This window comes from Streptosporangium sp. NPDC048886 (assembly GCF_055586905.1).
Genome location: NZ_JBVJHH010000012.1, coordinates 98258 through 110615, shown reverse-complemented (window position 1 = coordinate 110615; position 12358 = coordinate 98258). Strand labels below are relative to the sequence as shown.

The 12358-nt window shown below is 65.3% G+C and carries 17 protein-coding genes; 5 read left to right on the top strand and 12 right to left on the bottom strand.

Features of this window, described 5'->3' with window-relative positions; translation table 11 throughout:
* The 12 genes from ACZ6R6_RS16910 to ACZ6R6_RS16855 form a co-directional block, all read right to left on the bottom strand.
* Window positions 1-660, bottom strand: a complete 660-nt coding sequence (locus ACZ6R6_RS16910) for a hypothetical protein (RefSeq protein WP_470094247.1) — start codon at window positions 658-660, stop codon at window positions 1-3.
* Between the two features lie 29 nt (window positions 661-689).
* On the bottom strand, window positions 690-1505 hold the full coding sequence (locus ACZ6R6_RS16905; RefSeq protein WP_470094245.1) for a metallophosphoesterase: 816 nt from the start codon (window positions 1503-1505) through the stop codon (window positions 690-692).
* Window positions 1502-1705 carry a hypothetical protein gene (locus ACZ6R6_RS16900; RefSeq protein WP_470094243.1) on the bottom strand — a complete coding sequence of 68 codons (204 nt, stop codon included), beginning with the start codon at window positions 1703-1705 and terminating at the stop codon, window positions 1502-1504. Before ACZ6R6_RS16900 ends, ACZ6R6_RS16905 begins: the two co-directional genes overlap by 4 nt.
* Window positions 1702-2022 (bottom strand): hypothetical protein, encoded by a 321-nt coding sequence (locus tag ACZ6R6_RS16895; RefSeq protein ID WP_470094241.1) that lies wholly within the window; start codon window positions 2020-2022, stop codon window positions 1702-1704. Before ACZ6R6_RS16895 ends, ACZ6R6_RS16900 begins: the two co-directional genes overlap by 4 nt.
* Entirely contained in the window at window positions 2022-2372 is a 351-nt protein-coding gene (locus ACZ6R6_RS16890) for a hypothetical protein (RefSeq protein WP_470094239.1), read from the bottom strand. The genes ACZ6R6_RS16895 and ACZ6R6_RS16890 overlap by 1 nt, the downstream gene beginning before the upstream one ends.
* Window positions 2373-2430: 58 nt before the next feature.
* Window positions 2431-3066 (bottom strand): toprim domain-containing protein, encoded by a 636-nt coding sequence (locus tag ACZ6R6_RS16885; RefSeq protein ID WP_470094237.1) that lies wholly within the window; start codon window positions 3064-3066, stop codon window positions 2431-2433.
* Window positions 3067-3306: 240 nt separating this feature from the next.
* Window positions 3307-3741: an endonuclease VII domain-containing protein gene (locus ACZ6R6_RS16880; RefSeq protein ID WP_470094235.1), complete on the bottom strand. Its 435-nt coding sequence runs from the start codon at window positions 3739-3741 to the stop codon at window positions 3307-3309.
* Window positions 3728-4570, bottom strand: a complete 843-nt coding sequence (locus ACZ6R6_RS16875; protein WP_470094233.1) for an AAA family ATPase — start codon at window positions 4568-4570, stop codon at window positions 3728-3730. Before ACZ6R6_RS16875 ends, ACZ6R6_RS16880 begins: the two co-directional genes overlap by 14 nt.
* 60 nt (window positions 4571-4630) lie before the next feature.
* A complete protein-coding gene (locus ACZ6R6_RS16870) occupies window positions 4631-5422 on the bottom strand; it encodes a BRO family protein (RefSeq protein ID WP_470094231.1) in 792 nt (263 codons plus the stop codon).
* Window positions 5423-5432: 10 nt separating this feature from the next.
* On the bottom strand, window positions 5433-6215 hold the full coding sequence (locus ACZ6R6_RS16865; protein WP_470094229.1) for a RecB family exonuclease: 783 nt from the start codon (window positions 6213-6215) through the stop codon (window positions 5433-5435).
* A 40-nt stretch (window positions 6216-6255) separates the two neighbouring features.
* Window positions 6256-6501, bottom strand: coding sequence for a hypothetical protein (locus ACZ6R6_RS16860; RefSeq protein ID WP_470094227.1), 246 nt, complete (start codon window positions 6499-6501; stop codon window positions 6256-6258).
* A 65-nt stretch (window positions 6502-6566) separates the two neighbouring features.
* Window positions 6567-7025 (bottom strand): hypothetical protein, encoded by a 459-nt coding sequence (locus ACZ6R6_RS16855; protein WP_470094225.1) that lies wholly within the window; start codon window positions 7023-7025, stop codon window positions 6567-6569.
* A 732-nt stretch (window positions 7026-7757) separates the two neighbouring features.
* Here ACZ6R6_RS16855 and ACZ6R6_RS16850 point away from each other — a divergent pair.
* The 5 genes from ACZ6R6_RS16850 to ACZ6R6_RS16830 all read left to right on the top strand — a co-directional run bounded on the left by ACZ6R6_RS16850 (window position 7758) and on the right by ACZ6R6_RS16830 (window position 12308).
* Window positions 7758-8279 (top strand): M50 family metallopeptidase, encoded by a 522-nt coding sequence (locus tag ACZ6R6_RS16850; protein WP_470094223.1) that lies wholly within the window; start codon window positions 7758-7760, stop codon window positions 8277-8279.
* A 230-nt stretch (window positions 8280-8509) separates the two neighbouring features.
* A complete protein-coding gene (locus ACZ6R6_RS16845; RefSeq protein WP_470094221.1) occupies window positions 8510-9214 on the top strand; it encodes a sensor histidine kinase in 705 nt (234 codons plus the stop codon).
* A 147-nt stretch (window positions 9215-9361) separates the two neighbouring features.
* Entirely contained in the window at window positions 9362-12001 is a 2640-nt protein-coding gene (gene lanKC / locus ACZ6R6_RS16840; protein ID WP_470094219.1) for a class III lanthionine synthetase LanKC, read from the top strand.
* 4 nt (window positions 12002-12005) lie between these two features.
* Window positions 12006-12137, top strand: coding sequence for a SapB/AmfS family lanthipeptide (locus ACZ6R6_RS16835; RefSeq protein ID WP_306868154.1), 132 nt, complete (start codon window positions 12006-12008; stop codon window positions 12135-12137).
* Between the two features lie 39 nt (window positions 12138-12176).
* On the top strand, window positions 12177-12308 hold the full coding sequence (locus tag ACZ6R6_RS16830; RefSeq protein ID WP_470094217.1) for a SapB/AmfS family lanthipeptide: 132 nt from the start codon (window positions 12177-12179) through the stop codon (window positions 12306-12308).
* Window positions 12309-12358 lie beyond the last annotated feature (50 nt).

Sequence of the window (12358 nt, the reverse complement as noted above, 5' to 3'; positions counted from 1 at the left end):
TCAGTTCCCCTGAGTTCTGGTGGTGTTGAGTGCGTTCGCGTTGGTCATGGCCTTGCGCCGGCCGGGACCTTCGTGGCTGGTGATTTGTGGGTTGAGGTGGCGGTTCAGCTCGCGGGTGAGGGTGGCCACTGCGTCGCTGACGCGCCGCTTGTCAGGCTCGGGGAGCTGTAGGTCCTCCGGCCCGAAGGCGCACAGGATGGTGTCGTGGACTTTGTCGCTGACGCGCTCCAGGGCTGACTTGAGGTCGGCTAGGTTGACCCACAGGCTCTTGGCGTCCACCGCTGTGGCGTGCTCGGCGTCTTTGCTGGGGGTGGTGTAGGAGTCTGGGTGGTAGTAGAACTCCTTGAGCAGCGCCCGGACCTCTCGCGGCGTGTAGACCACTGCCTGCGGGTTCTCCAGCATGTAGGCGTAGTGCTGCTTGCCGCAGTACACGCTGGCCCTGCGAGAAAGAAGAAAGAACAGCACCTCGTACTCGCTGCGGTCGTAGTCGGCGGCCTTGGCCAACTGGGCGGCGTTGTGCTTCCACTCGCGCAGCGCTTCGGCCACGACCTCGGAGGCGATGTCGTCGGCCGCCATGGTCGGGTACTGCCAGGCGAACTTCCGGCCGACGTGGGCTGCTACCTGCATCAGCAGTTCGGCGTGCTCATCACTGATCAACAAGTTGCCAATCTCTTGTTTCCGGGCATACGTCAGGAGGTGGGGGCGAACTTTCCGCCTGAGCCGCGCTTGAGCGCGCCGTAGCGCTCGCCTTCGACGACGAAGGAGCCATCGCCCCAGATGTCGATGGCGTAGGGGCTGACGTCGTACTTGCCGACGTAGAGGATGCCGAAGCCTTGCTGCCAGTTGGCGACTCCACCGGCTCCGAGGTAGCCGGCCTTTTTCACGTCCATGATGTTGCCGACCTCGAAGCCCCACCTGCGGACGGGCTTGCCTCCGATGTACTGGGCGGTGTGGCGGCGGATGCCGAGTCGGTGGGTGTGGCCCATGATGACATTCGCCCCCGCTTTGGCAGCGTGGTTGTAGGCCGTGGTCCCGGCGATCTGGGACAGGCCCTTGATCTCGTGGCCGTGGATGAGGACGGTGTCCTGGCCCACCTTCGTGAACGGCTTGATCAGGTCGACTCCGAAGCCGTCGAAGTCGAGCAGCTTGGCGAAGTGGAAGGTGTCGGCGAACTCCGCCAGGGCGGGCGCGTTCTGCGCCAGGTAGACCCTTGGGCGCTCATCGTGGTTGCCTTCCAGGATTCCCACGGGCCCGGAGTAGATCTTGCGCAACGGCTCCAGGAGGTTCTTCTTGCCGTAGTCGCTGTGCTTGATGACCTGCTGCTCGAACTCGTTGCGAGTGCCCTTGGACCACCTGGACGGTGTCGGGTAGTCCATGAGGTCGCCGATCTGGTAGACGGCGTCGGGCTGGTAGTCACCGATGAAAGAAAGAACGTTGCGCAGGGCGCGCTTGTCCTCGAAGGGGAGCTGGGTATCGGACAGGATCACGATCCGCTGCGTGGTCAATCGAACAGACCTTCCTTGGCGAACTTGTCTACGGTGTCCACGTACATGAAGGTCCAGCCGCCGATGTGGGTGGCCCAGTGATCCTCGGCGGTCTTCTGGCGGTGGAAGATACAGCCGGGCTCGCACCACAGGCCGTTCTGCTGGCGGGTCTTGTGTCTCTTGAGGGCGGCCTGGCGGGACTTGAGCAGCAGATCTGTCATTCGTTCTCCTCTTCGTCCTGGCCGAGAATCGCTTTCTCCTCGTCGCTCAGGGCGTCGTCGTCCCAGATGAAGCCCACGTTCAGCCACAGGTCGTAGCTGTTGGGCAGCTCGGGGTCTTTCCAGATCATGAAGCGACCGCCCTGGGCCTCGTCCTTGCGGGCGTCGAGCGCCTCTTCCACCAGGTGCGCGAGCACGGTCTCGATGGTTTTGGCGCTGGGGATGATCAGGCCGTCTTCGGTGTGGTAGCACCAGCCCTTGGCCTGGAAGAGTCCCGAAAGCTCCCCGGGATCAAGCTCCCACTCTCCGGATATCCGCATCAGACGGTGCCGCCGAAGGCGTTGAAGTTGTCGAAGGCGGGCGCGGCCGGTGGGTTGGTGGACATCGGGGTGACCGGCTTGGCGTGCCGAGCGGCGGAGCTGGTTTCGTATCCGGCGAACGCCTGGTTGAGAGCCTTGGACAGCAGGGTGAGCTTGTAGCGCAGCATCACGTTGTAGGCGATGCCGTCTTCGACCTCCTCCATGGCGTACTGGAGGATCTCCTGGAGGCTCATCAGCTCGAACTTCTGCTGGGAACCTTCGTCGTACTGCTCCTGGCCGACACCGAGGATTCGGGCCTGGACGGCGACGACGGCCGCCATCACTTCGTTGGCGAGTTCTTCGCTGGTCATCGTGTTACCAATCTCCTGTTTGGCTCGAAAAAAAAAAGGGGGCCCAACTTGTCCGAATTTAGGCCCCGAGCTTCGCTCTCAGACCCTGGCGCCCATGCTCTCCATAGAAGGAAGTAACATCCCCCCGGCTCATGGGTATGGGGCGGACATTGTCCAATCCCCCGGAGACCTTCACGACGAATTCTCGACCGGCCTCATCGTCGTCATGCAGCACGAACACGGAGTCGAACTGCACCAGCAGCCGTCGCCAGACGGGCTCCCAGGCGTTGGCCCCAGGAGCCCCCACGGCGGGCAGGTCGCACTGGTTGGCAATGGCCCTATCGAACTCACCCTCGGTCACGCAGATGTTGCGTGTACCGCGCTGAAGTGCCTCCGTGCCGTACAGGCGGGGGATGTCGCCAGCGACCGACATGTACTTGGGGCCGGTAGCGTCCCCCATCCGCCGGAAGCGTATGGAGATGCACTCCCCGGCAGGCGTCAGGTAGGGGATGGACAGGTAGCCCCTTACGTGCTCGTGTCCGGGCTCAGGTGAACGGACGACGCCGAACCGGTGCAGCGCGATCGTTTCCTCGGTGAGGTGCCGTTCCGGGCCCATCAGATAGGCCAAAGCCTCGTCGTCGAGCTGCTCGTGGTACTTGAGTGAGGCCGTCTCCGTAAACGTCCTGGAGGACTGACTGGGGACTACAGCCTTCATCGAGTTCTACCCTCCTTAGCAGGGTGTGGGCGTTGCCTTTGGCCGGGCACGCCTGGCAGTTGAACGCCTCGTAGCGGACGCTGGCCGACGCCTGGGTGTCGTCATGGAAGGGGCATTTCATGGAGCGCCACCGACCGCCCTCCTCCACGGGAGGGACGGTCGCACCGAAGAACTCCAGTAGCGGGGTGATGGGAAGGTCCATCGCTACCAACCTCTTGTTTCAGCGCTCAAAAAAGGGCCTTATCGCTTCCTCTTCCTCTGGCGTCGGTTGTCGTTGGCCTCCTCGGAGGCGTAGCGACGGCCGATGACCTCGATCGCGGGAGGGCGCTCCAGGTAGTCGGCGGCGGCGCGCAGAACGTCGGGCTTGTCTCTGGCTGCGGTGAGCAGTCGGCCGTTGCACATCCGGCACAGCAGGCCCCGCACGACCCCGTCACGGTGATCGTGGTCCACGCTCAGCCGTTGACGTCGAGTGCCCTTGCAGATGGCACACGCCCCGTTCTGGGCGGCGAACAAGGTGTCGTACTCGCCGGCCTCCAGGCCGTAGGTCTTGCCGACCCTGCGGCGGTGGTGGGCCTCACTGCGGGACTGCTTCTGGCAGGTGGTGCAGATCCTCCCTCGGGGGCCGGTGTAGAACCGCTCAGAGCGGTTCTTCCGACACCTCTCACAGCGCTTCATGAGCCTCACGCTCCCTGAGGCGCTCATCATCGAACTCCTGCTTGAAGTCCTCCCAGACGATGTCAGGGACTCCAGGCCCTGACGCGGGCGTCTTCATGTCGTTGATCAGCATTCGGTCCAGGTCTGCCTCCAGCTCGACCATCAGGTCCCCAGATGCCGAGGCCCTGCCCGAGCGGTTCTTCAAGACGTAGACACCCAACGCACGCCCAACCGTCGTATACGTATCGGTGTATGCGAGCCCGAGGATGAGGGTCTGAAGCTTGGAGATCTTCCCTCGGATGTCCTTCAGCTTGAGAGGCTGGTCCCCGGACTCGGCGTCACCTACTACGTGGTGCAGGACGACCACAGCCGCTTCGGTCTTCCTGGCCAGGTCGGTCAGGAACGACATGGTCGCTTCCAGGCCGGTGAACCCCTCACCGCCCCCCTCGTCGAACACGTTCGCGAGGTTGTCAAGCACGATCAGCTCAGGCCATTTGCCGTAGGCGTAGGCGTAGGCCATCACCTCCTCCTCGATGTGGGTCAACGAGGGGGCTGCGTCGAAGTCGAACCACATCTTGGTGTACTCGCGCAGGGCCTTGTCGTACTTCTCGCCCTTGCCGGCCTTGTAGGCGGCCTCGATGTCGAAGACTCGATCGCCGGTCAGGATGGCCGCTGCTCGGATGGCCTGGGTGACCTCATCCGAGTCGGCGGACATGTAGATGCCCTCGCACCCCGAACGGATGGCCAGGTTGAGCGTGAGTGCCGACTTACCCACTCCTGGCGCTGCGGCGACCATGGCGACCTGTGATCGCCTTACATGAGCCGTGATGTCGGCGAGCGTCTGCCACACCACAGGGATGGGGGCACCCGCGGATTTGGCTTTTCTCTTAGCGTGAGAAAGAAGAAGGATCTAGGCCACCTCCTCCGGCAGTCCCAGGCCCAGCTTCGTGAAGGCGCGGTCGATGCCCTTCTTGTGGAAGCGCCCCTGGGTGAGGGTCTCGCCTGTGGGCTTGTAGACGATCCGGTTGACCATGAAGCCTCGCTCGATTGGGTACACCTTGGCCGCCGTGGTGTGCTTCTCGATCCAGCCCCAGTCCTCGCGCAGGATCTCGTCGATGAACTGACGCTCCTTGATCCCGTACGGCTTGAGCATCCTGGCCACCTCCCGGATGCTCTTGCTCTCCGAGGTGTTCAGGAAGTGGTCATAGCGGTCGGCCTTGGGGGTCAGCTCGACAACCTGGCTCTCGGCGAAGTTGGCGCGAGAGGCTTCGATCTCCGCCCGCTCCTCGGCCTCGATGACCATGTAGGCCAGTTCCTTGCGGGACACCTCGCGCTGGGGCGCTCCGTAACCGCCCGTCTTGCGGATGGTCGGCAGCACCTCACTGGTGACCCACTTCTTGAACCGCTTGGCCCCCGGCACGTTGCTGCGGAGGAGCAGAGTGTAGAGACCCGCCTCATTAACTACGGAGAGCGACTGAACGCGGGAGTCGATGGAGGGGTGCTCAAAGTACGGAGTATCTGAGCTGCGAGAACGCTGGAGGGTGTACTTGTCGTCCTCGTCAAGCATGCGGAGAGCGACGGACGGGTCCGTGTGCTCAAGGACGCCGCACACGTCCTTGGTGACCCACCAGGGATCGCTGTCACGCATGACGACCCGCACTGGGGCCTGGTCGAAGTTGAAGATCTCGATGGCGCTGCTCATGGGCTCCTTGTCACTTCATGAGGGGGCAGTGCTGGATCACGCCGCAGGTGCGACATGCGTCACCTGGGTTAGGAAGAAATAAGTTCTGCTCCTCGATTTGCACCTGGCGGACGAACCACTCCTCGATCAGTGACTCGTCCAGGGTGGTGAGGTCCACGGGCTTGGTCGGCTTGCCGTCGCGGGTCATGAAGAAATCGCCCCAGCTCACCTCCAGGCCCAAGATGTCGGCCACGGCCCTGCGGTAGACGATGAGCTGGAAGGGCACGGGCGGCACCTTCGCGCCTGACTTGATGTCGCGCACCAGCAGTGCGCCCGTGCGGGTGTCCTCCATGAGGAGGTCGATGTAGCCCCGGATGGTGATGTCACGGAACTCGACCTCGAAGCCGATCTCGGCGGCCACCGAGCCGTCAGGCATCTCGTAGGGCCTGAGGGTGTTGTCGCTGCGGTTGTAGTCGATGTAGTCGGCGATCTGCTGCTGGCCGCCTTCGTAGCGGTCGATCAGGTCGTTTTGGACCTTCTTACGACCGCCTACGAGCCAGCGGTCCCGGTCGGGGTATCGCTGGTCGGCCTTGGCGATCTCGGCTCGCCAGGCGCGCTTGAAGACCTCCTGGGCATCCAGGATGCCCATGGTGCGGCCGGACTTCTCCCAGGCGTCGGCTGCCTCGTGGATGGCGATGCCCTGGATGGTCCATCCGGCCGGCAGTGCGGGGAGGCGCTCGATGCGCTCCAGCTCGAAGGCTGTTCCGCATCGGGCGATGGAGGTGAGTCTCGATACTGATGTTCGTCGGGTCAATAGATCGTTTCCAAGCTCTTGTTTGAAGGTGCGCGAAAAATCAGGCTGCTGACCAGAAGTTGATGCAGATTTCGCCTTCGTCGTTGAAGGCGTCACGAAGCTTTGCGTCCTGCGGAAGCTGGGCCATCCCGTCTTGCAGGTCAGCGACTGTGGCTTCCGCGTTGGGCAGGATCTCGTAGAGCTTGCCATCCCGTCCGCCAGAGCAGACGATCATGAGGCCGTGGTTGCTGTAGAGGACCTCGGGTGCGTCAAGATCGGCGATGAGGTCCAGCGGTCCCAGCTCCATGGTGTTACCAATCTACTATATGGGGGGATAGAAAAGGCGACCCCTTGGCTTAGGGGCCGCACCTTCTATTCGTCGTCTCCATCGACAGCACGTTGCACGTCCTCAAGGATCATGCGAATGTGCCAGGGGTCGGAGGCTGGCTTCTCGAAGAAGCCGTCCTCGGGGGTGTAGTCGATGTCCATTTCCCCGTCGTGCAGCCGATAGGCCCAGCGAAGGGCCGTGTTCAGCTTGGCGATGGGGACTTGCTGCCCTTGTGCGACTTTGGACAAGTTTCGCAAGGAAGTAGCGGGGCCGGAATGTCCGTGCTCCTTCGCCAGAGTCCATGGTATGAACTTCTTGTGCGAAAGAGTTTTCTTCTGCAATCCAATGCGTTCAACAGCTTGCTGAACGCCACTCACAGAGACATTGAAGTGTTTTGCAATCTCTCTGTACGTTCTACCTGCTTCGACGAGTCGGCGAAGCTCTAGTGAATCAATGCGCTGGTTAACCATTTGGGTCACATCCTCGGCAGTGTACGCGCGCACCTACAGGATGGTACTCCTTGCTCTTTCGTAGTCGCACGGGTCTGCTGGGTAAACCAACGGTGTACCGCATGTAGATCTTTCTACAGTCCTGTCGGGGGGTTTCGGCAGACTTCCAAACGCACGGTACCTAAGGATCTTTGTGGGCTCCGCCCGTGCGCTTGGGGTGCGTCGAAATGACGACAGGTTCCAACCCAGAGCCAGTGTTGCCCGAAGATCGGGCCCATGGTTTTCGGTCGTTTCACGGAACCTTGTTGACTGGGGCGCGGCGAATGACAGCCGTCTTTATATCTCCACCTCACGAGGCTAGGATCTGCGCCTTTCAGCAACAGCTACCTGCCCCGGACCGTTCTTCTGGCGACGGTGCCCATAGATTCTCAATTTACTAGCGCGTCTCCACTCTGCATCCTGGCCTTTAGGGCCGTTCAGCGGTGGTGCGCTATTTCTAAGTTACCAACCTCTTGTGAGGCTGTCAATCTAGGTGCTTCAGTCCGTTTTTACCGGACGTCCGCCTGTGCGCCTCGGGGCCGCTTCCGGCCCTCCGTCGTCCTACCTCCAAGTTACCAACCCATTGTTTGGGCGTCAACCTGGCTGCTCAGAGGCGATCTTGCTAGTCTCTGATCGGAGCGTTGAAGGTCATTTCACCGCCCCTCTCCGCCCCGCTCTCCACAAGTTACCAACCCACTGTTTGGATGTCAACAGCGCCGCCCACCAGCGCATCCGCACTCAAACCGTTTGGAAACCTCAACATTCGACACCTCGGGCGTCACGCTGACCCGGGGCAGGCCCACCGGTCCGGGGATGATCCTGACCGCCGCCGCCGGATACGTCGCCCCGTCCCTGCTGGGGCTTGGCGGGGCGTGGCTGACCGCCTCGGGCTACGTCGCGATCCTGATCACGATCGTGATCGCGCTGCTCTGCTGCATGCTGCTGCTGATCCGCAACCTGTTCGGCGTGGTGAGCCTGCTGGCCACCGGCGGGGCGATAGCCGCCTTCACCTGGTACGCGCCGCCCGACATCGACGCCGTCCTCGCCTACCTGGCCGTCTGGTTCCTGCTGTTCGGCGGCGTCCGGCCGATCGTGGAGCTGCAGCGCAAGCGGCGGCGCGGCCGCGCCCCCGACTCCGACGCCGACCAGCTCGCCCGGCTGACCTTCCTGCCCGGCGGGTTCTGGGTGCTGCTGTTCCTGCTGGTGGCCGCGGCGGCCCTGTTCGGCGGCACCTACCTGCTGGTCCCCTTGCCGCTCGCCCTTCACTGAGCTCGACTGAGCTCGACCGACGAATCTCCCACCGAGCTCGACCGACGGGCCCCGGCCACGCCGGGACTCCCGCCCGGTTATGCAGGGTTATAACAGCGTGTTATGGATTAGGGCCGTCGCCATTCTTCCGATCACCCTCTGCCACCAGAGCATTGTTCTTCTTTATTGACAGTTAAACAATTTCTTGAGTTTATGTCCAGGTATACCGCCCTTCCAGTGAGAGCCGGTCGATGCCACCCCAGCTATACGTCGCCGCAGCCGTCATAGCCGGAACCGTCCTGATATCACTGGGCGTCACGGTCGTCCTGGCGCTGCGGATCAAACGGCTCCGCGCCGAGCAGGAGAGGGCCGTCACGCGGGCGCACGAGGAGTTCGCCCGGGACATGCACGACCTGGTGGGCCACTGGCTCTGGCTGGCCTCGATCAAAAGCGAGCTGGCCTACCGGCGGGCGGCCGGCGACGCGCGCCTGCGCGGGGAGCTGGGCGAGGCGCTCCAGGCCGTACGGCACGCCGCGCACGCCGTACGCAACGTCTCCAAGGCCCACCGCCACCTGTCCCTCCAGGGTGAGAGCATGCGGGCCCAGGCCCTTCTCGCGAGCTTCGGCGCCGACTGCTCGGTCCGGGTGGACGCCACCGCGCTGCCCCGGGAGGTGAGCGCCGCGCTGGGGACCGTGGTCCGCGAGGGCGTCACCAACATGCTCCGGCACAGCATGGTCAGGACATGCGTGATCGAGCTGGCCGAGCACGACGGCCTGCTCCGCCTGACCGTCGCCAACGACGGCGTCCCCGGGCGGAGCCCCCGGCCGCCGGCCGGCGACGGCCTGGGGAATCTGCGCGACCGCCTGGCCCGGCTGGGGGGCACGGTGCGCGTGAGCGCCGGCGAGGGCGGCTGGTTCAATCTGGTCGCCGAAGTTCCCCGGGGTTTTTCCGAATAAGTTTCACTTTTAATGTGAAAGCCCAGGTGGCACACATCTTCATGATTAAGGCTGTGAAGTTCGCACGTATGAGTAGTTGAGTTTGTAACTGGTGATTTCTCGGGTTATCCGTAATTCTCTCTTCTGGAAGACAGCAGGGAGATTGCCGTGAATGACCAGTATGAGCTTTATTGCCTCGCGGACCGGCTCTTTTACGACACCCTTGACGGCCGCCGGGGCGACCACCCCGACTTCCCGCTCGTGGCCCGGCAGGTCCCCGAGGGCTGGGAGCACCAGGCGACCGACACCTGGATGCACTACGCGCCCCTGGCCACGCGGAGGCCGGCCCAGGGCTGGAAGATCCACGTGTCGGCGTGCCTGGAGGACGCCGAGCGCGCCCTGGAGGCCGTCTGGGACTACTGCGTGCCGCGCGACATCGCGTTCAAGTTCCTGCGCAACCGGCCGGTCATGACCATGCTGAACTCCAAGGCGGCCGACCGCGGCGCCAGCGGCAAGCTCGTGACGATCTACCCCCTGGACGAGGGCCAGCTCGAACTCACGCTGAAGGAGCTCAACGGGCTGCTCCACGGAGTGAGAGGCCCCTACATCCTCAGCGATCTCCGCTACGCCGAGGGCCCCCTCTACGTGCGCTACGGCGGCTTCACGCCCCGGCGCTGCCTGGGCGGCAACGGCGAGCTGGTGCTGGCCGTCGAGGACGGCGAGGGACGGCTGGTCCCCGACGTGCGGGAGCCCGCCTTCAGCCTGCCGTCCTGGGTGACGCTGCCGGAGTTCCTGGAGCCCCACCTGGCGGCCCGCAACGCTGTCACGACCAACGGCCTGCCGTACACGATCGAGAGCGTCATGCAGTTCTCCAACGGCGGGGGCGTGTATCTCGGCCGGGACCTGCGCAGCGGCGAGAGGGTGGTGCTGAAGGAGGCCCGCCCGTACGCCGGGCTCGACGCCGCCGACCGCGACGCCGTGGCGCGGCTGGCGCACGAGCGGGACATGCTGGAGCGCCTGTCGGGGCTGGAGGCGGTGCCGGCGCTGCTCGACTACTTCACGCTCGGCGAGCACCACTTCCTGGTCCAGGAGTTCGTCGACGGCAACCCGCTGCAACGGCTCCTCGTGCAGAGATACCCGCTGACCAGGGCCGACTGCGACCAGGAGGCCGTCGCCGGATACACCTCCTGGGTGCTGGAGGTGCTCCCCAAGGTCCGGCGGGCGGTCGAGTCCCTGCACGGGCGGGGGGTGGTCTTCGGCGACCTGCACCCCAACAACATCCTCATCACCGAGCAGGGGCGGCTGGTCCTGATCGACTACGAGGTCGCGACCCTCGCCGCGGACCGCGGCCGGGCCGCCCTCGCCCACCCCGCCTTCGGCGCGCCGGCCGACCGGCAGGGCGTCGAGGTCGACGTCTACGCCCTGGCCTGCCTCTGTCTCGGGCTGTTCGCCCCCCAGCTCACGATCATGCTGCCGCTCGACCGGGCCAAGGTGGTCCAGCTCGCCGGGCTCATCACGGAGACCTTCCCGGTGGCGCCCGCGGTGATCGAGGAGGCCGTCCGGACCGTCATGGGGACCGCTCCGGTGACGGCGCGGCCGACCCCCGCACCGGGCCGGGACGGCTGGCCCCAGGTCAGGGCCGCGATGTGCCGGGCCATCCTGGCCAGCGCCACCCCCGAGCGCGAGGACCGGCTCTTCCCCGGCGACGTGGCCCAGTTCCAGCCCGGCGGAGGCATCAGCCTCGCCTACGGCGCGGCGGGCGTGCTCTACGCGCTGGCGGCGACCGGGTCGGGCCGCTTCCCCGAGCACGAGGACTGGCTGCGCGGCAGGGCCCTGGCCCCCGGCCGGGGGACGGGCATCGGCTTCTACGACGGCCTGCACGGCGTGGCCCACGTCCTGGACCTGCTCGGACACCGCCAGGACGCGCTCGACACGGTCGAGCTGTGCCTGCGGGAGAAGTGGGAGTCGCTGGAGCTCGGCCTGTTCGGCGGGCTCGCCGGGGCCGGGCTGAACCTGCTCCACCTGGGCGCGGCCGCCGGGGAGCCGGCCTTCACCGACCTGGCGCTGCGGACCGTCGACGTCTGCGCCGACCGGCTCGGCGGGCCCGGCGACGTGCCGGAGACCAGCGGCGGGAGCAACCCCCGCGCGGGGCTGATGTACGGCTCCTCCGGCCCCGCCCTGCTGTTCCTGCACGCCTACGAGCGGACCGGCGACACGTCGCTGCTCGACCGGGCGGCCGTGGCGCTCCGCCAGGACCTGCGGCGCTGCACCTCCGGCGAGGACGGCACGCTCCAGGTCAACCAGGGCTGGCGCACCCTCCCCTACCTGGACGAGGGCTCCGTGGGCATCGGTCTGGTCCTCGCCCGCTATCTGGCCCACCGTGACGACGACGACTTCCGCGCCGCGCTCGACGGCTGCCGGCTCGTCACCCGGGGCCGCTACTTCGTCCAGCCGGGGCTGTTCACCGGCCGGAGCGGCATGGTCGCGGCCCTCGCCACGGGCCTGGGGCCGGCACCGCACGGCTCCGACACCGACCTGGCCGAGCAGATCCGCGGGCTGAGCTGGCACGCGCTGCCCTATGGCGGCGGGCTGGCCTTCCCCGGCAACCAACTGCTCAGGCTCTCGATGGACTTCGCGACCGGCACGGCCGGAGTCCTGTTCGCGATGGGCGCCGCGCTGCACGGGCAGCCGGTGTCCCTCCCCTTTACCGGGCCGCCCGGCGGCACAGGCGCCTTGACAGGGGCACTGCCTGTGCGTGGATCCGCCGAGCGGCTCCGCTCCGACGACGAGTCACCGAAGGAGGTGTAACCACATGGTACTTCTCGACCTCCAGAGCCTGGAAGCCCCTACCGGGGGCGGCCACGGCGGCGGCGGCAGCACGCTCACCGTCCTCGGCTGTGAGTCGGCCAAGCCGAGCAACCTCAGCCTCCTGCTCTGCCACTAGTCATCCCTGGTTCCCATCACCAAGAAGCGAGGTAATCCCATGATCCTTCTCGACCTCCAGGCCATGGAAGCTCCCGGCGGCGGCCACGGCGGCGGCGGTGGCAGCACCCTGACCGTCCTCGGCTGCGAGTCGGCCAAGCCGAGCAACCTCAGCCTCCTGCTCTGCCACTAGTCATCCCTGGTTCCCATCACCAAGAAGCGAGGTAATCCCATGATCCTTCT